This is a genomic window from Maricaulis maris (genome assembly GCF_003634045.1).
GTDB classification, from domain to species: domain Bacteria; phylum Pseudomonadota; class Alphaproteobacteria; order Caulobacterales; family Maricaulaceae; genus Maricaulis; species Maricaulis maris.
The window spans coordinates 233,073-257,650 of record NZ_RBIM01000005.1 but is presented as its reverse complement, the minus strand read 5'-3'; the positions used below and the strand labels follow the sequence as shown (position 1 = coordinate 257,650).

Annotated in this window: 20 protein-coding genes; 6 read left to right on the top strand and 14 right to left on the bottom strand. The window is 62.3% G+C overall.

Features of this window, described 5'->3' with window-relative positions:
* Position 1: 1 nt before the first annotated feature.
* Together C7435_RS11940 and C7435_RS11935 are read right to left on the bottom strand one after the other, a co-directional pair.
* Positions 2-1,015, bottom strand: a complete 1,014-nt coding sequence (locus C7435_RS11940; RefSeq protein WP_121211745.1) for an agmatine deiminase family protein — start codon at positions 1,013-1,015, stop codon at positions 2-4.
* A 118-nt stretch (positions 1,016-1,133) separates the two neighbouring features.
* Complete coding sequence (locus C7435_RS11935; RefSeq protein ID WP_121211744.1) at positions 1,134-4,379, bottom strand: TonB-dependent receptor; 3,246 nt, start codon at positions 4,377-4,379, stop codon at positions 1,134-1,136.
* 321 nt (positions 4,380-4,700) lie between these two features.
* On the opposite strand from C7435_RS11935, the gene C7435_RS11930 reads away from it, so the two are divergent.
* Positions 4,701-6,281, top strand: coding sequence for a glycosyltransferase family 39 protein (locus C7435_RS11930; protein ID WP_121211742.1), 1,581 nt, complete (start codon positions 4,701-4,703; stop codon positions 6,279-6,281).
* Here C7435_RS11930 and argC read toward each other — a convergent pair.
* From argC to C7435_RS11910, 4 genes are all read right to left on the bottom strand, one after another.
* Positions 6,260-7,207 (bottom strand): N-acetyl-gamma-glutamyl-phosphate reductase, encoded by a 948-nt coding sequence (gene argC, locus C7435_RS11925; protein ID WP_121211740.1) that lies wholly within the window; start codon positions 7,205-7,207, stop codon positions 6,260-6,262. The genes C7435_RS11930 and argC overlap by 22 nt on opposite strands.
* Entirely contained in the window at positions 7,204-8,529 is a 1,326-nt protein-coding gene (locus tag C7435_RS11920) for an acetylglutamate kinase (RefSeq protein WP_075191580.1), read from the bottom strand. The genes argC and C7435_RS11920 overlap by 4 nt, the downstream gene beginning before the upstream one ends.
* Entirely contained in the window at positions 8,526-9,539 is a 1,014-nt protein-coding gene (locus C7435_RS11915) for an N-acetylornithine carbamoyltransferase (protein ID WP_121211738.1), read from the bottom strand. The genes C7435_RS11920 and C7435_RS11915 overlap by 4 nt, the downstream gene beginning before the upstream one ends.
* 120 nt (positions 9,540-9,659) lie before the next feature.
* Positions 9,660-9,884, bottom strand: coding sequence for a hypothetical protein (locus C7435_RS11910; RefSeq protein ID WP_075191582.1), 225 nt, complete (start codon positions 9,882-9,884; stop codon positions 9,660-9,662).
* 212 nt (positions 9,885-10,096) lie between these two features.
* On the opposite strand from C7435_RS11910, the gene kdsB reads away from it, so the two are divergent.
* Positions 10,097-10,876 (top strand): 3-deoxy-manno-octulosonate cytidylyltransferase, encoded by a 780-nt coding sequence (gene kdsB, locus C7435_RS11905; protein WP_075191583.1) that lies wholly within the window; start codon positions 10,097-10,099, stop codon positions 10,874-10,876.
* On the top strand, positions 10,876-11,508 hold the full coding sequence (locus C7435_RS11900) for a histidine phosphatase family protein (protein ID WP_075191584.1): 633 nt from the start codon (positions 10,876-10,878) through the stop codon (positions 11,506-11,508). The genes kdsB and C7435_RS11900 overlap by 1 nt, the downstream gene beginning before the upstream one ends.
* Here the strand turns inward: C7435_RS11900 and C7435_RS11895 are convergent, their stop codons facing one another.
* Positions 11,509-12,381: an alpha/beta fold hydrolase gene (locus C7435_RS11895; protein ID WP_075191585.1), complete on the bottom strand. Its 873-nt coding sequence runs from the start codon at positions 12,379-12,381 to the stop codon at positions 11,509-11,511. It lies immediately after the preceding gene.
* Positions 12,381-13,829 (bottom strand): spinster family MFS transporter, encoded by a 1,449-nt coding sequence (locus tag C7435_RS11890; RefSeq protein WP_233128359.1) that lies wholly within the window; start codon positions 13,827-13,829, stop codon positions 12,381-12,383. Before C7435_RS11890 ends, C7435_RS11895 begins: the two co-directional genes overlap by 1 nt.
* Before the next feature lie 122 nt (positions 13,830-13,951).
* On the opposite strand from C7435_RS11890, the gene C7435_RS11885 reads away from it, so the two are divergent.
* A complete protein-coding gene (locus C7435_RS11885; RefSeq protein ID WP_121211737.1) occupies positions 13,952-15,655 on the top strand; it encodes a M28 family metallopeptidase in 1,704 nt (567 codons plus the stop codon).
* Positions 15,656-15,727: 72 nt separating this feature from the next.
* Here C7435_RS11885 and C7435_RS11880 read toward each other — a convergent pair whose 3' ends face one another.
* The 3 genes from C7435_RS11880 to C7435_RS11870 are packed head-to-tail and all read right to left on the bottom strand — an operon-like array spanning position 15,728 to position 17,686.
* On the bottom strand, positions 15,728-16,372 hold the full coding sequence (locus tag C7435_RS11880; protein WP_075191587.1) for a helix-turn-helix domain-containing protein: 645 nt from the start codon (positions 16,370-16,372) through the stop codon (positions 15,728-15,730).
* 18 nt (positions 16,373-16,390) lie between these two features.
* Positions 16,391-17,038 (bottom strand): helix-turn-helix transcriptional regulator, encoded by a 648-nt coding sequence (locus tag C7435_RS11875; RefSeq protein WP_121211735.1) that lies wholly within the window; start codon positions 17,036-17,038, stop codon positions 16,391-16,393.
* Positions 17,039-17,041: 3 nt separating this feature from the next.
* Positions 17,042-17,686 (bottom strand): helix-turn-helix domain-containing protein, encoded by a 645-nt coding sequence (locus C7435_RS11870; protein ID WP_121211733.1) that lies wholly within the window; start codon positions 17,684-17,686, stop codon positions 17,042-17,044.
* Positions 17,687-17,920: 234 nt separating this feature from the next.
* On the opposite strand from C7435_RS11870, the gene C7435_RS11865 reads away from it, so the two are divergent.
* Together C7435_RS11865 and C7435_RS11860 are read left to right on the top strand one after the other, a co-directional pair.
* A complete protein-coding gene (locus tag C7435_RS11865; protein ID WP_121211731.1) occupies positions 17,921-19,048 on the top strand; it encodes a hypothetical protein in 1,128 nt (375 codons plus the stop codon).
* 109 nt (positions 19,049-19,157) lie between these two features.
* Complete coding sequence (locus tag C7435_RS11860; protein WP_170150454.1) at positions 19,158-19,754, top strand: helix-turn-helix domain-containing protein; 597 nt, start codon at positions 19,158-19,160, stop codon at positions 19,752-19,754.
* Here the strand turns inward: C7435_RS11860 and C7435_RS11855 are convergent.
* The 3 genes from C7435_RS11855 to C7435_RS11845 are packed head-to-tail and all read right to left on the bottom strand — an operon-like array spanning position 19,751 to position 24,428.
* Positions 19,751-20,803: a 2-oxoacid:ferredoxin oxidoreductase subunit beta gene (locus C7435_RS11855; protein ID WP_121211727.1), complete on the bottom strand. Its 1,053-nt coding sequence runs from the start codon at positions 20,801-20,803 to the stop codon at positions 19,751-19,753. The genes C7435_RS11860 and C7435_RS11855 overlap by 4 nt on opposite strands.
* Entirely contained in the window at positions 20,800-22,635 is a 1,836-nt protein-coding gene (locus tag C7435_RS11850; RefSeq protein WP_121211726.1) for a 2-oxoacid:acceptor oxidoreductase subunit alpha, read from the bottom strand. The genes C7435_RS11855 and C7435_RS11850 overlap by 4 nt, the downstream gene beginning before the upstream one ends.
* Complete coding sequence (locus C7435_RS11845; protein WP_121211724.1) at positions 22,632-24,428, bottom strand: FAD-dependent oxidoreductase; 1,797 nt, start codon at positions 24,426-24,428, stop codon at positions 22,632-22,634. Before C7435_RS11845 ends, C7435_RS11850 begins: the two co-directional genes overlap by 4 nt.
* Between the last annotated feature and the right edge of the window lie 150 nt (positions 24,429-24,578).

Here is a 24,578-nt window from a genome sequence, read left to right as displayed (position 1 = left end):
CTCATTCTCCGGCTTGGTGACAGGTCACACAGTGGAACGCCCCTCCACCGGTGAGTATGGCACGCGCCGAGGCGCCGACCACCTCATGATCGGGAAAAATTCCACGCAGGGCCGTAACCGCCGCCTCACCGCCCGATGTACCATAGACCGGGACCACGACATGGCGCGGCCCGATGACCCAATTCATGTGGCTGGCTGGCACCACTTCGCCATCACCGAGATCAACCCGGCCCGGTGAGGGTATGCGGCAGACCTGCAGGTGGCGGCCGCGGGCGTCGGTCATCCCGGCGAGCTGGCGCGCAATGGCCGCGAGCACCTCGGCCTGCGGGTCATCATCGCCCCACGGACTCTGGCAGACCACCACGCCGGGACGGGCGAAGCGGACGATATTGTCGATATGGCCGTCGGTATGATCGGCGACCAGGCCCTCATCGATCCACAAGACCTTGTCGACACCCAGCGTCTGTTTCAGCACGGCTTCGACGTCGGCTTCGCCAAGCCCGGGATTGCGGTTTGGATTGAGCAGGCATTGCCGCGTGGTGATCAGCGTGCCCTCACCGTCAAATTCCAGCGCGCCGCCTTCGGCAACCAGGTCGACCGCGACTTCCCGCGCACCGGCCAGCTTGGCAATCACGCCGCCAATCGCGTCATCGCCGGGCAGCTCGTACTTGCCGCCCCAGCCATTGAAACGAAAGCGCACCGCCACCGGCTCACCATCGCGGCGCAGGAAGACCGGGCCGGTATCACGCGCCCAGACATCGCCAAAGGCGGCCCGGACAACACGGGCCCGGTGCCCCAGCGCGCGCTTGGCTGAAGCTTCGGCCTGAGCCGTCGAGGCAAGGATTGTGAGATCCAGCGTCACCCCGGTCGCCGACGGCGCGACCACAGCCTTCAGGAAGGCCGCAAACTCGGCCTGGGCCGGTTCGAGATTGTCCTCCCACAGCTCGGCATCGGACGGCCAGCAGGTGAACAGGCGGGATTGGCGGGCGGTTTCGTGGGGCAGGTCAATCGTCATGGCCGCGCACCTATCACGCAGCCGCACGCTTGGCGAGCGGCAAAAATGACGGGGCCAGGCGCAAAAAAGAAGGGCGACCCGAGGGCCGCCCTTCCAGAGTTTGCAGTCGCTTGAGTTCTTAGAACTCGTAGCGGATGCCGACGCGGATCGAGTACAGCGAGCTGCCACGGCTGGCCGTGGAGTTCGCGTAAAAGTCGTTGAAGGCATTGAAGCGATACACGCAGGAACCGGCCGTGGCGCAGCTCGTACGCGGCGCATCGCCGGTCAGGGCCGTGGCACCGTCAACACCGTTGGCGGCGACATCGGCAGCCGTCACGAGGTCGGCAGTGACGATCGGCGCTTGGCTGTACGACGGACCATTGACCTGGGTGCCCCACTCGTCATTGAGCAGGTTGGCGACGTTGAAGATGTCGACCACCATGTTGAGGCGGTTGTCACCGACCCACTGGTCAACCGCGCTGGAGAAGAACGGCAGTTCCTGCTGGATGCGCAGGTCCCACTGTTGGTTCCAAGGCGAGGTCAGCGAGTTTTCTTCGAAGATCTGGCCACGGGCGACGCCGTTGCCATCGATCATGGCATCGAAGCCGGCGAGGTCGAAACCGGACGCGTAGACAACATTGCTGTCGCTGGCGGTCGGGATGTACAGCAGATCGCCATCATACGGGCTCTCACCCTGGCCGGCGCGGCCGAACAGCGGGTTCGAGGAGCTGACGTTGAAGTTATAGCTGTACGGGGTACCCGAGGTGAATTCGCCGATCAGGTCGAGACGGGTGGTCAGGTCACCGAAGAACTCGGTTTCGTACCAGAAGGCCGTCACGAAACGATCTTCGACCTGGTAGATCGACGTGGCTGCCGAAACATTGTTCCGGTCAGACGTCGTCTGCGAACGCCAGGAAGAGATGCCGCGCGAAGACGTGTCATACAGGGCGGACTGAACGTCCTGGTAGGCATAGGACACGTTGAAGCCGAGGCCGTTTTCATACTCTTTCGACAGGGCCAGCGTGAAGACATGGCTCTCACCACCATCCGCATTGGACAGCATGGTGAGGTTGGCTTCATTGAGGTCGTCGAGGTCGGCGTAGATCGGACGGCCGTCCGGAGCGACACCCTGGGTGTAGCCAAGCTCAAGCTGAGCCAGGTTGCGCCAGGCGAAGCCGTCTTCGGCCTTCGAGTACAGGTACTGCGCCGTGAAGACGTAGTCGCTGCCGAAGTCCAGGCCACCGAACACCATGTCGAAGCTCTGGTCGAGACGCAGAGAAGCGCGCCAATCGGCCGGAATTTCGAAGTTCGGGTCGATCATGTCGATCGAGACCGGGGCTTGCGAAGCAACGTCGTCGAGCAGCGCCTGCGGCACCGTCAGGCTCGTGATCGTCGCGTTGTCGAGACGCGAGTAAACCGTCGGGGTCTGGAAGGCGTTGGAGGTCCAAACCAGCGGCGAACCACCGGAGAAGAGACCGAAGCCACCGGAAACCGTCGTGCGGTCAGCGGCATCCCAGCGGAAACCGGCACGCGGCATCAGGATGTCTTTGCCATCCAGGTTAGCAGCCGTGTCACGACCATAGAGGCCGGCGATGACCGGATCGGAATACGGCTCGTCGTCCTGGCTGTAACGCTCGTAGCGGATGCCGAAATTGACCGAGAAATCGTCACGCAGCTGCCAAGTATCTTCGGCGAACAGCGTGAAGCGGTCATAGCCCCAGCTGGAAGCACCGTCGAGGGCGTTGTTGGTGGTGACATTGCGGTACTCGACGCGGCCGATGCCGTCGATCAGGTCCTGCGGGGAAGCAAAGGTGAACTCGCCGTTGGACTGCTGACCGAAGAGGTTGAACAGGTCGAACTGTTCGTACTCACCGCCGACCGTGAAGACGTGCTCGTTCCAGGTGTAGTCGGCAGAACCGAACACGACGAGACGGGTGTCGTTGTACTCGTTGCCGTGGCGGTAGATGTCGCAGCCGGCAATCATGTTGTTGAGGTTCGACGTGGCGAGACCTTCAAGCGGGGTGCCGACAAGCTCGGCGACCGTCCAGCCGTCAAAGGAGAGTTGCGGCTGGTCGGAACCGGCACCACAGCTCTGGCTCTTGACCAGCTCGGTGTTGGAGATCCGCAGGGTCGTGGAGAGGTTTTCCGACCAATCCGAGAAGACCTGCAGGGTCATGGCTTCGACTTCAACCGGAACGCCGTAGAAGGCGGTGTCGAAGTTGTAGGCCGAGGTCGACGTGTCGACTTCCTGGGTGTTCTGGTAGGTGAACGAAGCGCGGTGGTCTTCGTTGATGTTCCAGTCGAACTTGGCGAGCAGGCGCTCGGAGGTCGACGGGTAGGATTCCTGCAGCGGACGCGAGCCGATGTCGAAACCAAGCTCATTCTGGACCATCGTGTTGAGGGTCGTCCAGAAAGCCGGGTCGATGCCGGCGTTTTCATAGGTCGCCGAACGATCGGTCGGAGCCGCAGCGGTATACTCGTCGTAGGAGACCAGGAAGAACAGCGTGTCTTCGATGATCGGACCGGAGATCGAGATGCCGTACTCTTCTTCTTCGTACGGAACCGACGGGACGAAGGTGCCGTCCGTGACATTGCCACGGAAGTCTTCGTCAGCGCGGTAGTAGAAGGCAGCGCCGTCGATCTCATTGGTGCCCGAACGCGTCACGACGTTGACCAGACCACCCTGGAAGTTACCCGAGGTGACCGAGTATTCGGCGGCGACGACAGAGGCCGACTCGACGATGTCGATATTGATCGGCGAACGGCTCGTGGCATAGGTGTTCGAACCGAGGCCGAAATTGTCCTGCTGCAGCGAACCGTCGATGGAAACGGCGTTGAAGCGCGGCGACTGGCCGGCGATCGACATGAAGCTTTCGCCCGACTGCGAAACCAGCGGGTCGAGGCGCAGCGTGTCGATCAGGTCGCGATTGAGCGACGGCGCGTTGGACACGTCACGCGAGGAGAAGGACGAACCGACGCCATTGTTGAGGTCCATCGAGTTGATCGCCTGGCCGGTCACGGTGATGACATCGGTGGTGGCGGAGGAAAGGCGGATGCTGATCGGAGCTTGCGAACCCGGCTGCAGCATCAGGTTGTCGATCACGTCGCCTTCAAAGCCTGGTGCGGACACGAACAGGCGGTAAGGACCACCAACGCGGAGGCCGGACGCGAAGAACGAACCGGTACCGGTCGTCGTGGCGGTCTCGGACGTGCCGGACGGAAGGTGGATCAAGGTGACCGAAGCACCGGACACCGGCGCGCCGGCTTCAGAAATGACCGTGCCGCGCAGTTGCGACGACGTCACCTGAGCATGAACAGCAGCCGGAGCTGCGGCCAGCAGGGCGATAGCCGCCGTGCCGAGAGAAAGTTTCTTAGTAAAAGACATTGAGCATGTCCCCCGATAAACCGAAGAGCGGGGAGGGTTCCCCGTACGAAGCAGGGGCCGTCTACGCCGACCGGTCGAACTTTCCAAGACAGCTGGGCGAAGCTTTTGTGACAGCGTCCGGGTCGCACGCGAGTGACGACGGCGTTCGCAACCGCAACAAATCGCAAGATGTGTGTGTGCAGCCGCACAAAACCTCAAAATCCGCCACTCGGGAATTCAGACCGCGGCTTTTTTTATCCACGCGGCCCTTTACGGTCGGAGTCGAAAAGCGCATAGGCTGCGGCGAAAATGTAACACTTTTTGGCAGCTTCCGGACCCGACATGACCGAGTCGCACACATCTTCCTTGCCGAGTCGAATCTCGTGGCGACACGCTGCGCTCTTGCTGATCGCCGGTTTTGCGATCCTGCGCATCCTGGCCCTCGCGGTCAGTCCGGTCTCGCTCTATCAGGACGAGTCCCAATACTGGGTCTGGTCGCGCGTTTTCGACTGGGGATACTATTCCAAGCCGCCAATGATCGCCTGGTTGATCGGCCTGTCGACCAGCCTGTTCGGCGACAGTGATTTTGCGATCCGGCTGCCGGCCCCCCTGCTGCATACCGCAACCGCGATTTTCCTGATGCTCAGCGCCCGGCAATTATGGGGTGAACGGGCCGGCTTCTGGGCCGCCACGCTCTACCTCACCATGCCGGCTATCTGGTTGTCCGGCTTCGTGATCTCAACCGACGCCGTCCTTTTCAGCGCCTGGTCCGGCGGGCTTTACGCCCTGCTGCGCCTGCGGGCCGGTGGCGGTTGGGGCGCCGCCATCGGGCTGGGCGTCGCGCTCGGCTTCGGCTTCCTGTCGAAATACGCAATGATCTATTTTCTGGTCTCGACCGGCCTCGCCCTGGTGTTCGATCCAGCCGTACGTCGCGCCCTGCTGAGCCCGCATGGCGGCATCGCGGCGGCGATCTTCCTGCTCCTGCTGGCGCCGAACCTGGCCTGGAATGCCGCCAATGACTTTGCGACCGTCAGCCATACCGCCGCCAATGCGAACTGGGGCAATGACCTCTTCCATCCCGGTGAGCTGATCGAATTCCTGGCGGCCCAGCCCGGCGTGTTCGGCCCGCTCACTTTCGGCGTCCTGGTGACCGTGTTCTGGTTGACCGTCACCCGCTTCCTGCGCATCGATCCGGACCAGCGCCTGCTGGTCCTCTATGCCCTGCCGCCGCTGCTGGTGGTGACCGGACAGGCCTTCATCTCCCGCGCCCATGCCAACTGGGCCGCGGCCACCTATGTCGCTGGAACCTTACTGGTCCTGGCCTTTCTGTTGCGCGGTGCAGCATGGCGTCGCTGGGCGCTGTACGGGTCGATCGGACTGCACACGCTGATCGGCCTGTTTGCAATCGCGCTGGCGGCCAGCCCGGCCCTGGTCGAAGCACTCGGCGCCGGCGATGCGACCAAGCGGATCCGCGCCTGGGACGTGACCGCCGAACGGATCATTGCTGCCGCCGCGGCCGACGATTACGCACTCATCGTGTTTGATGATCGCAACACCTTCCACCAGATGCAGCGCTACGCGCCACAGCTGGACGGGCGGACTGCGATGTGGCTGCGCCATGCCGGTCCGACCAATCATGCCGAGGATGTCTGGCCGCTGGACGAGGATCCGCAGGGCCGGCTCCTGATTGTATCCAACCGCCCGCTCGAAGTGCCGCGGCTAAGGGAAGACTTTGCTGTCTTTGAACCGGTCGGCACGCTGGCCATTCCGCTCGACGGTCCCTTCACCCGCGACTTTTCCCTGTGGGTCGCTGAGGGTCATCAACGGGTCGAGCGCGACGAAGCCTATGAAATCCGATGGCAGGCGCATGACGCGGCTGACGACACCACGCCGGTGCGGGGTTACAGCGGCGGGGACGAATAGGCGCCTTCCGGCAACCCCAGCGCCAGTGTGAGATTCTGCATCGCCTGCACGGCCGCCCCCTTGAGGAGATTGTCCAGGGCGGTCACGACGACCAGCTTGCGACCGCTGTCGTCGAGCGTGAAACCACCGATCACGGCGCCCGGCTGCAGCGCTGCGTCGCGCACTTCCGGGATTCCGTCGATGATTGTGACCAAGGCCTCGCCGGCATAGGCGCGGGCATAGAGCGCCTCGACCTCGGCCAGCGTCATCGGGGCGTCCAGTGTGAGATGCGTGGTTGCGACAATACCGCGAAAGAAAGCGGCCACATGCGGGCTAAAGCGCACGCCTTCACCGCTGTGACGCGCCATTTCGCGTTCGTGCAGATGCCCGCTCAGCGCATAGGGCATCAGATTGTCGGCCAGCGCCGCCGTGTCATTCTTGCGCGACGGCGTCGTGCCGGCGCCGGAATAGCCTGACACGCCAAAGACATGTGCATCGCCGACAAGGCGGCCGCGCAGCGGCGCGATCGCCAGCTGACCGGCCGTGGCATAACACCCCGGATTGGCGATCCGGGTGGCCCCGGCCAGCCGGTCACGGCCATGAATTTCCGGCAGGCCATAGACCCAGTCATCGTCAAAGCGGTAGTCCGCTGACAGATCGACAATCACGGTGTCGGGCGAGATCGCCGCAACGAAAGGCGCGCCGGCTCCATTGGGCAGAGCCAGGATGACGGCATCGACGTCGCGAGCGCCGACCGCCGCCGGTCCCAATGCCTCGAAGACCAGATCCGTCGTGATCTCCGGTGCCATCTCGGAAACCCGCTTGCCGGCCCATTCGCGCGAGCTGGCGAAAACCAGCTCCAGGTCATCGCGCCCGGCAATCAGGCGCAGAAGCTCGCGTCCGGTATGGCCACGCGCGCCGACCAGGCCGACCCGCCGGGCACTCATAACGGTGCCTCGAGCGTCGGCGGCAGGGCAAACGCTTTCTCGACCACGCCGGTGATCGAGGCCGGATCCATGTTGCCGCGCCAGAACACGGTCCACTCATCGCGCCGGATCGCGCCGTCGCATTCCTCGAAATAGAAACCATTGACCGGGTTGGCTGTGCGTGAGCGCCAGATCATTTCCGGCGCATAATCGACCAGACGGTGCCAGACCGTCCGCCCCAGCCCCTCACCGCGCGCCTCGTCGAGCACGGCGAATTTGTCGAGATAAACATAGCCATCCAGCCGCGTCGTGATGGCTGCAGCACGATAGCTCTCGGTGACAAAGGCCCGGTCAACGACGAGGTCGTCCCAGTAACCGGCCACGGTCTGGCGCCCGAAGGCGGTGCGGACCAGCGTATCGAGACGATCGAGATCGAGTGCGCTCTTACTGTCAGCCGCCACAATGCGCTCGCCGCGACGGATCAGCGTGCCGGCCCCCGCATGGGTGAAGAGTTCGCGGGCCAGTTCCGCCGGACGGGTGATCGAGACCGAGGAGGAGAGCGGCAGATCGTCGAGCAGGCGCTTGATCTCCTCCAGCTTCAACCGCATGCCGCCATTGACCCAATCAGCCTGCATCAGGTCGGCAAAATCAGTCGCCAGATTGATCGAGGACAGGATATCGCCATCCTCGTCCAGCAGGCCGCCGGTGCCGGTCAGGAAGACCACCTTGTAGGGCTGCAGCGCATGGACCAGAGCGCGCACGGCGACATCGGCATTGATGTTGACCAGCGTGCCGTCCGGTGTCTCGCCGAGACAGGCCAGGATCGCGGCTTGGCCGGCGCGGGCCGCCGACCCCACCAGATCCAGATGGATGCGGCTGGGCTCTCCAACCCGGCCGAGGCGGGCGGCATCGACGATATCGGCTTCGAACACGCCGCGCGGCACAGCCGCAGCACGACCACCCGCATCGCGGATGGCATCGACCAGGGTCAGATTGGCCTGTGTCAGCGTATCGCGAATGATCGGGATGGCGGCATCGCGGGTCACCCGCAAACCGTCGATCCGTTCCGTGGGAATGTCGGCGGCGGCGAGCGCCGCATCAAGCTGCGGACCGCCGCCATGCACCACCACCGGGGTCAGGCCGACCGTCTGCAGGAAGGCCAGTGCCGAAGCGAGGCCGTGCAGATCATCCTGGATGACAGCACCGCCGACCTTGATGACGGCAAAGCGCTCCTGGTCGATGCCGGAGAAGCGGTGCAGGTATTCACGGATCTCCTTGCCGTCGCGCATGTGCGACAGCAATTGCACAATCGTTTGACGAACCCCGGGTGCGTTCGACGTCATTCTGCACCTCCGGCTTGGGCCGCCAGGGTTTCCATCACCGCCATCTGCACCGGCAGGCGATTGGCCGCCTCCTCGATCCCCATGAAGGCGGGACTGTCGACGACGGCATCGGCGATCTTCACATTGCGGCGCATCGGCAGGCAGTGGCTGACGGCGGCCTTGTTGGTCAGCGCCATCTTCTCCGGCGTGATCATGAAGTCGGCGCCCTTGGCCCGCAGCGGCGCCTCGTCGCCCCAATTGCCGTAAAACGGCAGCGCGCCCCAGCTCTTGGCATAGACCATATCAGCGCCATCATAGGCCGCCTCGACATCGGTCGTCAGCGTCACCGAGCCGCCGCCCTCGGCGGTAAAGCGTTCTGCCGCCGACATGTAGCGCTCGTCGAGGCGATAGGCCTCATCCGGCACCAGGATGCGGACATTGGCGCCGAACTTGGAGGCGATCAGCAGGGAGGAATTGGCCACCGCCGTATTGAGCGGCTTGGGGTGCGGCACCCAGGTCAGGAGATAAGTCTTGCCGGCAATCGGTCCCATGCGCTCCTGCAGGGCCAGCATATGGGCCAGCTCCTGACAGGGGTGGACGATGGTTTCCATGTTGATGACCGGCACGGTCGCGTGCTTGGCAAACGCCTCGATCAGCGGGTCCTCGCGCTCGGCCTGCCAGTCCTTGAACTCGGGAAAACAGCGAATGGCAATCAGGTCGACATAGGAGGACAGGACACGCGCCGCCTCGCGCACATGCTCTTCCTTGTCCCCATCCATCACCGCGCCATCACCGAATTCCATCGGCCAGGTGGCGCCCTTGGCGTCCAGCACAATGGCGTGGCCGCCCAGACGCTGCGTGCCGATGTCGAAGGACGTCCGGGTGCGCAGCGACGGATTGAAGAAGACCAGCGCCACCGACTTGCCTTCGAGCGATCGGCTCACCGCCCCGGACTTGAAAGCACTGGCTCGGTCGAGCAGGCCCTGAAGTTCGTTACGTGTCCAATCTGCGGTCGAAAGGAAATGGCGCATGTCGGGGTCTCTTCGAAGGTTGGCAGGCATGAAATTGCAAACACCCGGCCCAGGGGCCGGGTGTTATTGCGTGACATATGCCTGATCTTCGAGCGAAGCAAAAGACCCTTCGCATCAGCCTCAATTTGTCTCGTCGGCATCATCCTCGGGAACATTGGTGCAAACTTGTTCGCGACGATTCGTACCCAGAACCGGCTCCGACGTGCATACGCGACGCATACCCTCCGGCGCGACCGTTTCGAGAAAACGCTCGCGCGGAGACTGTCCCTCATAATCCGTGCCCTCATAGGATGCACAGCCGGACGCCATCAAGGCGAGAACGCAAATCAAACCGAGACGCTTCATGTGGAATACCCCTGACCACCAAGCCACCCGTTTTTCTCTGATACGGCATGGCAACAAAGCGCGCGAGATTAGAGATTTGACCGACACTGCCAAGACACGCCGCTGAGCATTACGCGATTGTAATTTTTGTGTCTGACGTCGCGCCCGGGCAGATATGGCCTTTGGCCCCGTCTTGTGGAACAAGCCGGTGATCACTGGATCTGAGGCTCGCCATGTCCGTTCTCGCCGTCATTCCCGCCCGTTTCGGATCGACCCGTTTTCCCGGCAAGCCGCTGGCCATGATCGCCGGCCGGATGATGGTCGAGCGCGTCTGGCGCATCGCCGCGGCAGCGCCCGGTGTCGACCGGGTTGTGGTTGCCACCGACGATCAGCGGATCATGGACGCGGTCGCAGCCGCCGGCGGCGAGGCCGTCATGACCGATCCGGACTGTCGCAACGGCACCGAACGGGCGCTGGACGCGGTGAAGCGTCTGACCAGCGACGCCGATATCGTCATCAACGTCCAGGGCGACGCGCCATTGATCCCGCCCTGGGTGATCGGCGGTGTCGCCGAAACCCTGCGCGCCGACCCGTCGCTGCAAATGGCAACGCCTGCGATCGCCCTGCCCGCCGAGACCGAGGCCCGCATGCGCGCCGACAAGGCCAACGGGTCAGCCTCGGGCACCACCGTCGTCTTCAACAAGGCGATGGATGCGATGTATTTCTCCAAGAATGTCATCCCCTTCCGCCGCAAACCGAACGAGGGTGCGCCGACCTACCAGCATATCGGCCTGTACGGCTATCGCCGCGATACGTTGGAAGAGCTGGTGGCGCTGGAGCCGACCCCGTTCGAGCTGACCGAGAGCCTGGAACAGTTGCGGGCGCTCGAGAACGGCATCCCGATCCGTGTTGTGCTGACCGACTATCGCGGCCGTTCGGCCTGGTCGGTGGACGCGCCGGAAGACGCCGTCCGGGTCGAGGGCATAATCGCCGCTGAAGGCGAGCTGGTCTGATGGGACGGATCCTGCTCGCCCGCCATGGCAATACATTCGGCCCCGGCGACACACCGGTCTGGGTCGGGGCAAAGGAAGACCTGCCCCTGGTCGAGAGCGGTGAGGCGCAAGCCCGCGCGCTGGGTGAGGCCCTGAAGGCGGCGGGCGCCATCCCGGCCCGCCTGATCTGCGGCCCCCTCAAGCGGACCCGCCGGGCGGCAGAGATCGTCGCCGGACTGACCGGCTTTGCCGGCGAAATCGAGATCGACACCCGCTTGACCGAGATCGATTACGGGTCCTGGGGCGGCAAGTCGAATGATCAGATCATTGCCGAATTCGGCCAGGAAGCGCTGGATTGCTGGGACAAGCGCCACACCCGCCCGGACGGGGTCGACTGGTCACCGTCAAATGCCGAGCTCAAGGCCAACGCCCTCGCCGCCATGGCCGACGCGGCATCAACCAGGGGCCTCGCCCTGGTGATCACCTCGAACGGCATTTTGCGCTACATGCACGCGGCACTGAGCGGCGATGATGGCAATGCCAAGGTGAAGACCGGCAATCTGTGCGCCGCCGAACTCGACAGCGCGACCGGATCACGCCTGTTCTGGAACGAGAAGCCGGACGCCGACCTCATCACCCGACATTTCAGCTGATCAGTCGACCTGACCCAGGAAGGCTTCAACCGCCTGCCACGCTTCCGGCTCGGTGATGAAAGGCGCATGCCCGACATCGGGCACCTCGACCGTCGCCAGGTCAGGCTTGCGGCGCTTCATCTCAGCCACGGTTGCCGGCGTCAGCAGATCGGATATGCCACCGCGCACGACCAGGGTCGGTATGTCGGCAAAGGGTTCCCAGAAGGACCAGAGATCGGGCAGCGGCCCGCCCTCATCCATCTGGCCGACCAGCGCCCCGTCATAGGCCAGCGCGATGCTGCCATCCTCCCGCTCGACCCAGGTCTTGCGGGCAAAGTCTTCCCAGAAAGCCGTATCGCCATCACGCTTGGGAAAGGCCGCGAGGTTGGACAGACGTGTGCGCGCCGCCGCATCCGCCCAGTCCGTGACCGGATCGCGGCTCGAGACATTCGACTTGATCCGGTCGAGCCCTTCGGTGGCGATTTCCGGACCGATATCATTGATCACGGCGGCAGCGACCAAGCTTGGCTGCAGGCTGGCGATGATGAAGATCATCAAGCCGCCCATCGACGTCCCGACAAAGACCGCGCGCGACAGGCCGATCGAAGCCAGCAGTGCCATCACGTCCCCGGCATAGGTCGGTGGCTGGTACCGCGCGACCACCGGATCATGATCGGATTGGCCGCGACCGCGCGAGGAGATCGAAATCACCCGCCGGCCGGTTGCCGCGACCATCGGCGCGAAATCCTCGAAATCCCTGACATTGCGGGTCAGACCATGCAGGCAGATGACCGGCAGGCCGGTCTCCTCGCCCATGGCCGGATAGTCGCGCCAGTGAATGCGCGGACCATCCGCAGTCTCGAAGAAATGATCGGTGAAGTGCGCGTCAGCCATCAGGACGGTTCAGCCTCCGTCGGCAGTTCGGCCTGCGGGACGGGGACCGTGTCTGGATCTTTTTCCCAGTCGCGCTCAAGCGTGCGGGCGGCGACGAAGAACAAAATTGCCGCAACGATATAGAGCAGCGACCCTAGGAGAATGGAATAGCGGAGCGACTCCTCCCCAAAGGTCGGCTCGAGCATTGTCGACAATTTTCCGAGCACGTAAACGCCGACACCGATGCCAAGCAGGTTATTGATTAGCAGGAAAATCGAGGATGCAGTCGCGCGCATGCTGGGGCGGACCAGATGCTGGAACGCGGACAATACCGGTCCGAGCCACATCAAACCGAGAGCGGTTGGCACCAGGAAAAGAACCGAGGCGATGTAGATATTCGGGGCCAATACAGCTGCCACGTAAAATGGAAATGTCAGCAGGAATGCGAATGCCGGTACCTTTGCATAGGCAGATTTCTTTGCTTTTCCGAGCCGGTCCCCAAGAACCCCCCCCATCAAAATTCCGATGCATCCACCAACGAACAGGATGCCGCCGAATAGCCAGCCGCGATCGACAAGGCCCAGCCCGTAACTGCGAGCGAGGAATGACGGGATCCAGAAGAAAATCCCGTATCCCATCATGGACGAACAGGACGCGCCCAGAACGAGGAACCAAAAGCTTGGCTTCTTGGAAAGAAAGCCGAGAACCGTCGGGAGGCCAGGCGCCTTCGTCCCTTCGCTGACCGGTCGTGGCGCATCATAAACGCCACGCTTGGGCTCTTTGACTGTCAGCCGGAAAATCGGTGCCAGAATGACGCCCGCGACACCCACAATGATGAAGGCTGCGCGCCAATCGAGTCCGTCGCCAATCGCTCCGCTGGCAATCAGTGCCCCGGCGATGACCCCAAATGCGCTGCCGACAGGAATGCCCAGCGAGTAAAAAGCAAGGGCCCGTCCCCGCTGGTCGGGTGGAAAATAGTCAGCGATGATCGAGTAGGCGGGCGCAACACCGCCAGCCTCACCAATACCGACGCCCATCCGCGCCAGGAACAATTGGGTATAATTTTGAACCAGGCCGCTCACCGCAGTGAAAGCGCTCCACAATGTGAGCGAGATGGCCATGATCCAGGTTCGGCTCCAGCGATCCGCCAACCAAGCGATCGGGACACCGAATGTTGAATAGAGAAAAGCGAAGGCAAACCCGCCGAGGGCGCCGAGCTGCTCATCGGTCAGATCAAACTCATTTTTGATCGGCTCACCAAGGATGGAAATGATCTGGCGATCCAGAAAGTTGAATGTGTAGACCAGAAACAGCAATACCATGACATAGGTTCGGTATCCCGCACCTCCGGATTGCCGACCCTCGTCGACGGTCTTTTCACTCGCCATGATCTCTCCCCTCAAGGCCTGCCGGTCGTTGTCCGACCGTGCGATGCGTCGCTCTCCATCGACGCGAACATGAATGGTCATTCAGGTTTGGTCAAACCCGATTTCCATCGATCGCCTGCCTGCGCTAGTTTGCAGCGCGCCGCGACGCAGGCACGATGTTGCACAGAAAATGGGCATTGCCCAATGATTGATAGGGGGTTGAGATGAAACATACCGGATTTCCCGCAGCGCTGGTCGCCCTGACCATTGCCGCCTGCTCGCCGGCAAGTGAAACCGATACGGAAACGGCCGCTGCGCCTGCGGCCGACACCGGCACCAGCCATACCGAAAGCATGACCAGCGCTGCGATCAGCGAGGCCGACCTGCGCCATCGCATTTCGACGCTGGCCGATGATTCCTTCGAAGGCCGCGCCCCGGCCACGCCCGGCGGCATTGCCGCCAGCCAGTGGATCGCCGACGAGATGGCCCGCATCGGCCTCGCGCCAGGTTATGAGGGCAGCTATTTCCAGCCTGTCTCCCTGCTTGCCGTGACGTTGGACGCCGAACAATCCAGTTTCGATATCGCCTTCAACGGCGAACCGCTCGGCCTCTCGATGAGCGAGGATGTCGTTTACTGGTCCAAGCTCAATTCCAGCGACATCTCACTGGACGCCAGCGAGCTGGTCTTTGTCGGCTATGGCGTCGTGGCACCGGAATATGGCTGGAATGACTATGAAGGCCTGGATGTCGAGGGCCGCACCGTTGTCATGCTGGTCAATGATCCCGGCTTTACCAATCCCGACAGCGGGCTCTTCAACGGCAATGCCATGACCTATTATGGCCGCTGGACCTACAAGTATGAGGAAGCCGCCCGCCAGGGCGCGGCCGGCGTCATCCTGATCCACCAGACCGCCCCCGCCTCCTATGGCTGGAATGTGGTCTCCGGGTCCTGGTCCGGCACCCAGCTCGATCTCGCCCGCGAGCCCGGCGAGGGCACTTTCGCCAATGTCGAAAGCTGGATCACCGAGCCGCGCGCCCGCGAACTGTTCGACCTTGCCGGACTGGATTTCGACGCGCTGACCGCCGCCGCCGCCGAGCCGGGCTTTGAAGCGGTGCCGATGACTGGCCTCACGGCATCGGCCCATCTGGTGAATTCCGCCGAAACCCTGGACTCGCGCAATGTCGTCGGCCTGGTGCCCGGCACGACCCGTCCGGACGAGTACGTACTCTACACGGCACATTGGGATCATATCGGCATCCGCGACGTGCCAGCAGGCGAGGACGGCATCTATAATGGCGCCGTCGACAATGCGACCGGCACCGCCGCCATTCTCGATATCGGCGAAGCCTTCGTCGCCAACCCGCCGGAGCGTTCGGTGATGATCCTGGCGGTGACGGCCGAAGAGTCCGGCCTGCTGGGTTCGGCTTATTACGGTGAAAACCCGATCGTGCCTTACGGCCAGACCGTGGGCGGCATCAATATCGACGCCATCCTGCCTTCGGGCCGGTCCCGCGACGTGGTCGTGGTTGGTCACGGTGCGTCCGAACTGGAAGATGTCCTGACCGAAGCCGCCGCCGAGCAGGATCGCTACATCGTGCCGGATCCCAATCCGGAAGCCGGCTATTTCTATCGTTCCGACCATATCTCGCTGGCCAAGCAGGGCGTGCCGATGCTCTACGCCGATGGCGGGTTTGACCTGCGTGATGGCGGCCGCGAAGCCGGCGAAGCCATGGGCGAGGATTATCGGGCCAACCGCTATCACGGCCCGGCGGATGAATACTCTGCCGATTGGGACATGTCCGGCATGGTCGAGGATACGACCCTGTTCTTCAATGTCGGCTCGCGTCTGGCCAATTCGGACGACTGGCCGAACTGGTATGAGGGCAATGAGTTCCGCGCCCTGCGGGATGCGCAGCTGGGCGAGTAGTCGGCCGCGCTTCACAACGAAAAAGGGCGGCTCGTCGGAGCCGCCCTTTTTTGTGTCCGGGGTATCGCCCGCCTAAAAAGTCCGACGCACCACGACCTTGTCGCCGCGCTCTTCCAGCCGGGCGGCATAGCGCTTTTCGTCAAGCGTGGCGCCGGAATGGATGCAATAGACGGTGCGGGCCTCGGAAATCCGCGGCCAATGGATGAAGTCACACAGCAGCGACTGCATGCCAGCCGACACATTGACTTCCAGCGTGCCGATGCTCTGAGCAAAGGCGAGATTGTTCTGAAACATGCCCTCTGCACGCAATTGCTCCAGCGCAGCGGAGAAATCGCCGCCCAGGAAATTACGGATATTGCGGCCCTCGATCTCATTGCGCTTGATACCGAACAGGTCGAGCGCGCCGAGTGAGATCGCCTTGATCATGCCCATGGAGTCGGTGACGAATTCGATCGACGGGTTGAGCGAGACCAGATCGACCCAGGTCGGCGCCGGCGCGATGACGAACGCATCCTGGACCAGTTCCGCCATCCGGCGCTTGATCCGTTCGGGCGGTTCACTATCGCCGTTTTCCCAGCGCGAGATCATGGCTTGGGTCACGCCAAGGTCTGCCGCCAGGGCAGCCTGTTTGAGCCGTTTCGACATTCGGAAATTGCGAATGACCGACGGCCAATTGACCTTGCTCGACGTCATCGACAGCTTGATGTCTTGTACCACTCCGCCCCCCTTGCGGGTTCAGTCATCACCGGAAAGTGCGACCTGTCCGCCCAATTCCTCGCGCAGCAGCTCGAACTCCTTGGCGCTGACCCGTGCCCCGGTCAGCATCCACCGGACCGTTCCATCTTCGGCCACATGCGGCCAGTGCAGTCCATGCACCGGCCCAATATCGCGTTTACCATGTGAATTGGCAAAACAATACCGGTCTGCACTTTCGGCGCTTTCCTGCGCGCCGTCAAAGAAACCTTTTTCCATGAGTGTGTTGAAGAGCTCGATCACATCGCCAATGAATATCGCCTCGAGCTGCTTGCCTTCAATTTGCGGCCGCGCCATCTCGGCATCGCGGAGCAGGCCGGAACTGACGGTTTCGATCAGCCCGTCGCGGTCCACGACTGCAGCGATACCTGGCTGGAACGCAACATGATTGCGCCAACCCACAAGCGGCGACGCCATATCTTCGGGTGTACCGGCCAGGGCCCGTATGCGTTCCTGCATGTCGGCCGCCGGTTGCACCGCACCGGATTCCCAGCGCGACACCATCGCTTGGGTAACGCCAAGATCATAAGCGAGTGCAGCCTGTTTGACGTTGTTTGTGAAGCGGTAGCGGCGCAGCAGATTACGCCAGAAATCAGGATCGGCCCGGCTGACAATCTCCGCACCTGCCATCGTCTAGATCGCCTTCCTGATGACTTTCGATCCACCGAGGCGGGCTGAGACATCTGCATGTACCCGCTCGGAAACATCGGCACCCGATAACAACCATACGATTTCCGGCCCCGGCAGGAAGCTCGGGCGATGCAGGCCATGAACAAAGCGGCGACGGCGTTCACCGTCAGGCGCCAGGAAGGTGATGGCGTCGATGCTTTCGGCCGACGCGACGCGCCCCTCAAACAGGCCCGACGAGACGAGCGCCTCATGAAGCGCCGGCCAGTCGCCCTCAAATGCCTCGTGGATATAGCGTCCTTCCAGGGCATGGCGTGAACAGTCCAGGCTGCGCCGGAAGCCGCGACTGGCGCGCAGGATGCGCCCGTCTGCATTGATCACCCCGACCACAGCGGGGTGGCGTCCGATACGGTCCAGCCAAGCTGACCGCGAGACCGAGGTCTGCGACGCCCAGTACAAGTCGAAAACCCGCTCCTGAATGCGGAGCGACGGGATGGCGCCGCCGGATTCCCAGCGCGAGATCATGGTCTGCGTGACACCGAGATCATGCGCCATAGCGGCCTGTTTCAGGCCTTTCGACAGTCGGTAATGGCGGATCACGGACGGCCAGTGAATGGCCTGGACATCAAGATTCAAAGTCGTGTCGGACATGTGCGCATCTCCGGAGCGAGAGGGCGCGCCGGTGCCGGTCATCGGCGGTTATATTTTATAACTCACTTTGGTGGCTTTGTGAAGACTGGAGCTTAAAGCAACCAATCAGACGCAAACGCGCAGGCATTTACGACACTTGTGTGAAATTGCGGCAGGATGGTGCGACTCTGATTGATCGATACCCCCCGGGTTTGCTACCTGCCCCGGCGTTTTGTCTCCAAAGGAGTGCCGGCCATGGCCGATCTGAACACAGCGGTCTGGATCTTCTCGATCATCGGATTTCTCATCGCCGCCTACTCTATCGTCGCCAATGACGCGATCCAGACGCTCGGCACCTTCCTCAGCTCCAACGCGAAACGCCCTTGGTATGTATTGTGGGCCTATGCCTGCTCGATCATCGTCGTGGTCATGCTGTGGGGCTTTTTCGGCGGCAATGGCGACATCGCCTTCGACCGGCTCAACTCGCTGCCCTATCCTGATGGCGGCGTTCAGTGGTGGCACGCCATTCCACCGCTTTTCCTGCTCATCCTGACCCGCTACGGCATCCCGGTTTCGACAACCTTCCTGGTCCTGACCATCTTCGCCCTGACCGGCGGCGCCAACACCGAGGGCGTACTGCCGAAAATGCTGACCAAGTCGGCGCTTGGCTACATCGTCGCGATCAGCGCCGCCTTCTTCGTCTACATGATCATTTCGCGGATTTTCGAGCGCTGGATCGACCGCACCAAGGACGCACCGCACAACCCGATCTGGTATGTCGCGCAATGGGCCGCCACCGCTTTCCTGTGGGCGCAGTGGTTGATGCAGGATCTGGCCAATATCTTCATCTTCCTGCCGCGCACGACCGAGCTGGTTCCCGTGCTCGATGATGCCGGCCTGCCGGTCCTGCAGGAAGGTGTCGCGGTCATGCAGACCCAGGTGACCTTCTCGCCATTCCTGCTGATATTCGCCACCGTCGTGATGCTGGCCCTGCACGCGATCATCTTCCGCAATCGCGGCGGCGAGATCCAGAAAATCGTCCTGTCGAAAACCAATTCGACCGATATCCGCGCCGCCACCGCCATCGACCTGATTTACGGCGTCATCCTGTACATTTTCAAAGAGGTCAATGACGTGCCGATGAGCACGACCTGGGTCTTCCTCGGCATGTTGGCCGGCCGCGAAATCGCCATCGCCTATATTGCCGGTTTGCGCTCGAAAATGGCCGCCCTGTGGGACGTCACCTCGGACGTGTTGCGCGCCTTTCTCGGCCTGATCATCAGCGTCGTGCTGGCGATTTTCCTGCCGGCCTGGGCCCGCGGAGAGCTCGGCGCCCTGATGTCGGACCTGCCCGGTTATGTTGGCCGGGCCCTGGGTTTCTAGGCGCGTCCATCACCCATCCGGGCGTGGATAATTCATATTTTATGAGTGCTCATTCATCTCCGTGGGGCGGCAAGATAATCCCAAGATTCAAAGGGGTTAGAATTCCGTCTTGGAAATCGACTGGGCAAAGACGGTCCGCTCGCTTCGGCTGAGGTTGAGGCTGAAACAAGGCGCGATGGCCGAGCTCATCGGCGTCAGCCAGACCTATGTCTCGCGCCTGGAGGCCGGTCTTGTCCTGCCTCCCGCGCCGGTCGCCGAGGCGATCATGAGACTGGCCGAGGACCCACGGACGCGCTCGCTGTTCGATGACCTACGCGCAACGGTCGATCACAGCCCCTTTCCCTGCCTGCTGCTGCAGACCGGGCCGGACGGCCCCAGCGTCGAGGCGGCCAGCGCCGACATGGCGCGCGACTTCCTGGCCAACAATCGCCAGATCCACGACGCGCCGGCCCTCGACCGCCTGATCAGCGATCTCGACGCCCTGACGCGGCAGGGCCTGCTCGAGGGCAATATACTGGGCGCCAGCGCGGTGTGGGTCGACCGCTACCGCTCGGATCGTTTTTGGCAGGTTCGCTACACGCCGATCCGCGATGAGACCGGCGCCAGCTTCATCCACATCACCCTCGCCGGACTGGCCGACAGTCCCGCCGCCCGCGCCGCCGCCAATGATGCGGCACCGCGGATCGAGCGCTTCAACGGCTCTTAGCGATAGCGCGACTGCAGCTTGGCCAGCGCCGCCTTGCCCGGGGTCAGACGCTCATAGGGCACCTGGTTGAGCGGGATTTTCGGCAGCTTGTTGGCGGCCTGCATGTCGGGCAGATCGCTGTTGAGATACAAAAGACCGGTGCGGATCTCGCCCTCACTCTTGTTCATCAACAAGGTCTCGATCGCCTGCGCCCGATCTCGCGGATCATAGTCATCCGCCGTCTTGCGCAGGAAAAGCTCGCCGCCATCAGCCATCGTCACCCGCATCGCCCCGTCCTTGTCATAGGCACCGGTGGTCTCATCGGCATGGGCAACAAAATCCGTGTGCACCAGCGGATGATAGTATTTGTAGGTGTGGGCATAACTCTTGGTCGAGCCGGCATGGTCGTTGAAGGTCACGCAGGGCGAAATGACGTCGATCAGGGCAAAGCCCTTGTGCTTGAGACCGGCCTTGATCAGCGGGATCAGCTGCGACTTGTCACCGGAGAAGGCCCGCGCCACGAAACCCGCACCCAAGGTCAGCGCCTGAACGCAGGGGTCGATCGGCATCTGGTCATTGGCCAAACCCTTTTTCGACTTCGAGCCATAATCGGCCGCCGCCGAGAACTGCCCCTTGGTCAGCCCGTACACGCCGTTATTCTCCAGGATATACAGCATGTTGAGATTTCGCCGGATGGCGTGCGCAAATTGCCCGAAGCCGATCGACAGGGAATCCCCGTCACCGGAAATGCCGATATAATTGAGATCGCCATTGGCCGCATTGGCACCGGTCGCCACTGACGGCATGCGCCCGTGCACGCAATTGATGCCGTGGGACTGCCCCATGAAATAGGCGGTCGTCTTGGACGAACAGCCAATGCCGGACACCTTGGCGGCGCTCTCGGGTGCCAGGTCCAGCTCCCAGAAGGCCTGGACCAGGGCGGCAGTGACCGAGTCGTGGCCGCAACCGGCACACAGGGTCGACATCACGCCTTCATAATTCCTGACCGACAGGCCGAGCTTGTTCTTCGGCAGGTGCTTGTCGATGAAGGGCTTGCTCATGGAGGTCATGCGACGTCTCCCAGGGCTTCCAGATGGGCGGAAATGCCCTCGATGATGAATTTCGGATTGGCGGCCATGCCGGCATAATCGAGGATCGAGACCAGCTTGTGCTTGGGCGCCTCGGTCTCGTTGACCAGAAGCGAGCGCAATTGCCCGTCGCGGTTCTGCTCGACTACGAACACCTCGTCATACTGGTCAATGAACTGGTCGACCTCAGCGTTGAAGGGGAAACCCCGAACCCGCAGATAATCAAGGTTCACGCCATTCTCGGCAAAACGGTCCAGCGCTTCCAGCACAGCCCCGTCACAACCGCCAACCGAGATGATCGCCCGCCGGGCATCCTTCCCGCAGCGTGTGATGACCGGTGCCGGGACCGCATTGGCGGCATTCTTCCACTTGGTGGTCAGCCGGTCGAGCACGACCTTGTACTCCTCGGCATCCTCGGTATAGCCGCCCTTCCAGTTATGGCCGGAGCCACGCGTGAAATAGGCGCCCTTGGGGTGCGTGCCCGGCAGGGTCCGCCAGGCGATGGCGTCGCCGTCACGGTCTTCGTAACGGTAGAATTTCTCGAGGCTTTCAATCTGGTCGGCGGTCAGCACCTTGCCGCGATCGGGCTGGTAGCTGTCATCCCAGTCCAGCTCCGGGATCATCCAGTCATTCATGCCGATATCGAGATCGGTCATGAAGAAGACCGGGGTCTGGAAGCGTTCGGCAATGTCGAAACTCTGCACCGCCATCTCGAAGCATTCCTTCGGATTGGCCGGGAAGAGGAGGATATGCTTGGTGTCGCCATGGCTGGCATAGGCGGCCAGGGTGATGTCGCACTGCTGGGTCCGCGTCGGCAGACCGGTCGACGGCCCCGCGCGCTGGACGTCGAACAACACCACCGGCACTTCGCCATAATAGGCAAAGCCGATGAATTCACTCATCAGGGAGATGCCGGGACCGGAGGTCGGCGTGAAGGCGCGTGCACCATTCCAGCCGGCGCCGATGGCCATGCCGACCGAGGCCAGCTCGTCCTCACCCTGGATGATGCAGAAATTCTTCTCGCCCGTGTCGGGATCGACGCGGAATTTCTCACAAAACGCCTTGAAGCCATCCATCAACGAGGTCGAGGGCGTGATCGGGTACCAGGCGCCAAAGGTCGCCCCGGCATAGACACACCCCAGCGCGGCGGCCGTATTGCCATCAATCATGATGTGACCGGCGGTCTTGTCCATCGGCTCGATGCGCAGCGGCAGCGGCTCGGAAAAATGTTCGCGGACATAGTCCAGACCCAGCCCGATCGCCTTCATATTGGCGTCGATAAGATGCTCTTTCGTGCCGAACATCTCCTTGACCAGATTGCGGATGACCTCGACATCCAGCCCGGTCAGGCCGGCGACGGCTCCAACATAGGCCATGTTCTTCATCAGAACGCGGGTGCGGGCATTGTCGAAGGCGGCGTTGACCAGGCGCGCCAGCGGCACGCCGATCGCGGTGACGTCGGCGCGCGCGTGCAGGTCCGGGCGCGGCCAGGTCGAGTCATACAGCAGGAAGCCGCCCGGTGAGACCTCGGCGAGGTCTTGTTTATAGGTCTCGGCATTCATGGCGACGATGAATTCCGCCGTGCCCGAGCGGGCCATATAGCCATCCTTGGTGAGACGGATCTCATACCAGGTCGGCAGACCCTGGATGTTGGAGGGGAAGAGGTTCTTGCCCACCACCGGCACGCCCATGCGGAAGATCGCCTTCATCAGAAGACCATTGGCCGAGGCCGAACCGGTGCCGTTCACATTGCCGATCTTGATGACGAAGTCGTTGACCCGGACTTCGCCTGACACGTCCACGAGATCCTTCATTCGGCCGCCACTTTCTTCGTTTCATCGTCGACATGCGGAATGAAGATGTCGGCGTCCTGCATGTCCCACGCTGCGGTCGGACAACGCTCGGCGCACAGGCCACAATGCAGGCAGAGATTTTCGTCCTTCACCATGACCCGCCCGGTATCCTTCAGCGGCTCGGAGACAAACAGGGCCTGGTCCTTGTTATTGGCCGGCACCCGCAGCGACTGGCGCAGCTCGGCTTCCTCTGCGACCGGCACGATCGACAGGCAATCGACCGGACAGATATCCATGCAGGCATCGCATTCCTTGCACAGCGGTGCCTCGAACACGGTCTGCACGTCGCAATTGAGACAGCGCTGGACCTCGGTCGCGATCTGCTCCGCGGTATAGCCGGTCTCGACTTCCATCTTGCGATTGGAGAGGCGCGCCTTGAGTTCGGCCAACGGCATCTGCCGACGATGCTCGCCGGTATAGCTGTTGGAATACATCCACTCATTCACGCCCATCTTGGCGGATTGCAGATTGACCCCGCGCGGCAGGCGCTGCTTGAGGTCGGTCGCCTCGCAATGCTTGTGGATCGAGATTGCCGCCTGGTGCCCATGCTCGACCGCCCAGATGATATTCTTGGGTCCAAAGGCGCTGTCGCCGCCGAAGAAGATGCCCTTCTTCGTCGACTCGAAGGTCTTCTCGTCAACGATCGGCACGCCCCATTTGTCGAACTCGATCCCGATATCGCGCTCGATCCAGGGGAAGGCGTTTTCCTGGCCGATGGCCAGGATGACATCGGTGCAGGGGATGATGGTCGTGCCGGCGATCCTGGTGTCGGTGATCTGGCCGTCCTCATCGAGCTGGTACTCCATCAGCTCGAATTCCATGCCGGTCAGCTTGCCATTCTCGACCACGAAACGCTTGGGCGAGTGATTGACCAGGATTTCGACATTCTCGTCCTCGGCATCTTCCAGCTCCCAGGGGGAAGCCTTGAAGAATTGCCGCGGCTTGCGGGCCATAACCTTCACATCATCGGCGCCGAGGCGCAGCGAGGTGCGGCAACAATCCATCGCCGTATTGCCGACACCGATGATCAGGACCTGTTTGCCGATCTTGTCGGTATGCTCGAAGGCGACGCTTTCCAGCCAGTCAATACCGATATGGATATTGGCGTCGGCCTCGTCGCGGCCCTCGATCTTCAGATCCTTGCCCTTGGGCGCACCCGAGCCGATGAAAACTGCGTCATAACCGCTCTCGCTCAAGGCCTTGAGGCTCTCGATCCGGTGACCGGTCTTCAGCTCGACGCCCTGATCGAGAATGTATCCGATCTCCTCGTCCAGCACTTCTTCCGGCAGGCGGAAGGAGGGGATGTTGGAGATCATCAGCCCGCCGGGACGGTGATGCGCTTCAAAGATCGTGCACTCATAACCCAGCGGGGCGAGATCATTGGCCACGGTCAAGGACGCCGGACCGGCGCCGATCAGGGCGATCTTCTTGCCATTCGTATTGGCCGGCTTTTGCGGCACGAGATGTTTCACCTCGTCGCGATGGTCGGCAGCGACCCGTTTCAAGCGGCAGATCGCGACCGGTTCCTCCTCGACCCGGCCACGCCGGCAAGCCGGCTCGCAGGGGCGGTCGCAGACCCGGCCGAGAATGCCCGGGAAGACGTTGGAACGACGATTGACGAGATAGGCTTCGGTGAATTCACCTTGCGCAATCAGACGGATATATTCAGGCACCGGCGTGTGTGCCGGGCATGCCCATTGGCAATCCACGACCTTGTGAAAATAGTCGGGATCGCGCGTATCGGTCGGCTTCATGCTCCTCACCCCGGGCTTTCGCCCGTACTGTTATGGGCCGGCGACCGTCGAGGGTCGCAGAATTGAAACCAATCTCACATGGTGAACGCGCCAAGGGTCAAGCGATTTCCCCCTTAAGCGACCGTTTGCGAACGGGTTTGTTTGTTAGTG

Coding starts and splice junctions, on each gene's coding strand:
- C7435_RS11940 (WP_121211745.1), bottom strand. CDS start 1,015: ATGACGATTGACCTGCCCCACGAAACCGCCCGCCAATCCCGCCTGTTC.
- C7435_RS11935 (WP_121211744.1), bottom strand. CDS start 4,379: ATGTCTTTTACTAAGAAACTTTCTCTCGGCACGGCGGCTATCGCCCTG.
- C7435_RS11930 (WP_121211742.1), top strand. CDS start 4,701: ATGACCGAGTCGCACACATCTTCCTTGCCGAGTCGAATCTCGTGGCGA.
- argC (WP_121211740.1), bottom strand. CDS start 7,207: ATGAGTGCCCGGCGGGTCGGCCTGGTCGGCGCGCGTGGCCATACCGGA.
- C7435_RS11920 (WP_075191580.1), bottom strand. CDS start 8,529: ATGACGTCGAACGCACCCGGGGTTCGTCAAACGATTGTGCAATTGCTG.
- C7435_RS11915 (WP_121211738.1), bottom strand. CDS start 9,539: ATGCGCCATTTCCTTTCGACCGCAGATTGGACACGTAACGAACTTCAG.
- C7435_RS11910 (WP_075191582.1), bottom strand. CDS start 9,884: ATGAAGCGTCTCGGTTTGATTTGCGTTCTCGCCTTGATGGCGTCCGGC.
- kdsB (WP_075191583.1), top strand. CDS start 10,097: ATGTCCGTTCTCGCCGTCATTCCCGCCCGTTTCGGATCGACCCGTTTT.
- C7435_RS11900 (WP_075191584.1), top strand. CDS start 10,876: ATGGGACGGATCCTGCTCGCCCGCCATGGCAATACATTCGGCCCCGGC.
- C7435_RS11895 (WP_075191585.1), bottom strand. CDS start 12,381: ATGGCTGACGCGCACTTCACCGATCATTTCTTCGAGACTGCGGATGGT.
- C7435_RS11890 (WP_233128359.1), bottom strand. CDS start 13,829: ATGACCATTCATGTTCGCGTCGATGGAGAGCGACGCATCGCACGGTCG.
- C7435_RS11885 (WP_121211737.1), top strand. CDS start 13,952: ATGAAACATACCGGATTTCCCGCAGCGCTGGTCGCCCTGACCATTGCC.
- C7435_RS11875 (WP_121211735.1), bottom strand. CDS start 17,038: ATGGCAGGTGCGGAGATTGTCAGCCGGGCCGATCCTGATTTCTGGCGT.
- C7435_RS11870 (WP_121211733.1), bottom strand. CDS start 17,686: ATGTCCGACACGACTTTGAATCTTGATGTCCAGGCCATTCACTGGCCG.
- C7435_RS11865 (WP_121211731.1), top strand. CDS start 17,921: ATGGCCGATCTGAACACAGCGGTCTGGATCTTCTCGATCATCGGATTT.
- C7435_RS11855 (WP_121211727.1), bottom strand. CDS start 20,803: ATGACCTCCATGAGCAAGCCCTTCATCGACAAGCACCTGCCGAAGAAC.
- C7435_RS11850 (WP_121211726.1), bottom strand. CDS start 22,635: ATGAAGGATCTCGTGGACGTGTCAGGCGAAGTCCGGGTCAACGACTTC.
- C7435_RS11845 (WP_121211724.1), bottom strand. CDS start 24,428: ATGAAGCCGACCGATACGCGCGATCCCGACTATTTTCACAAGGTCGTG.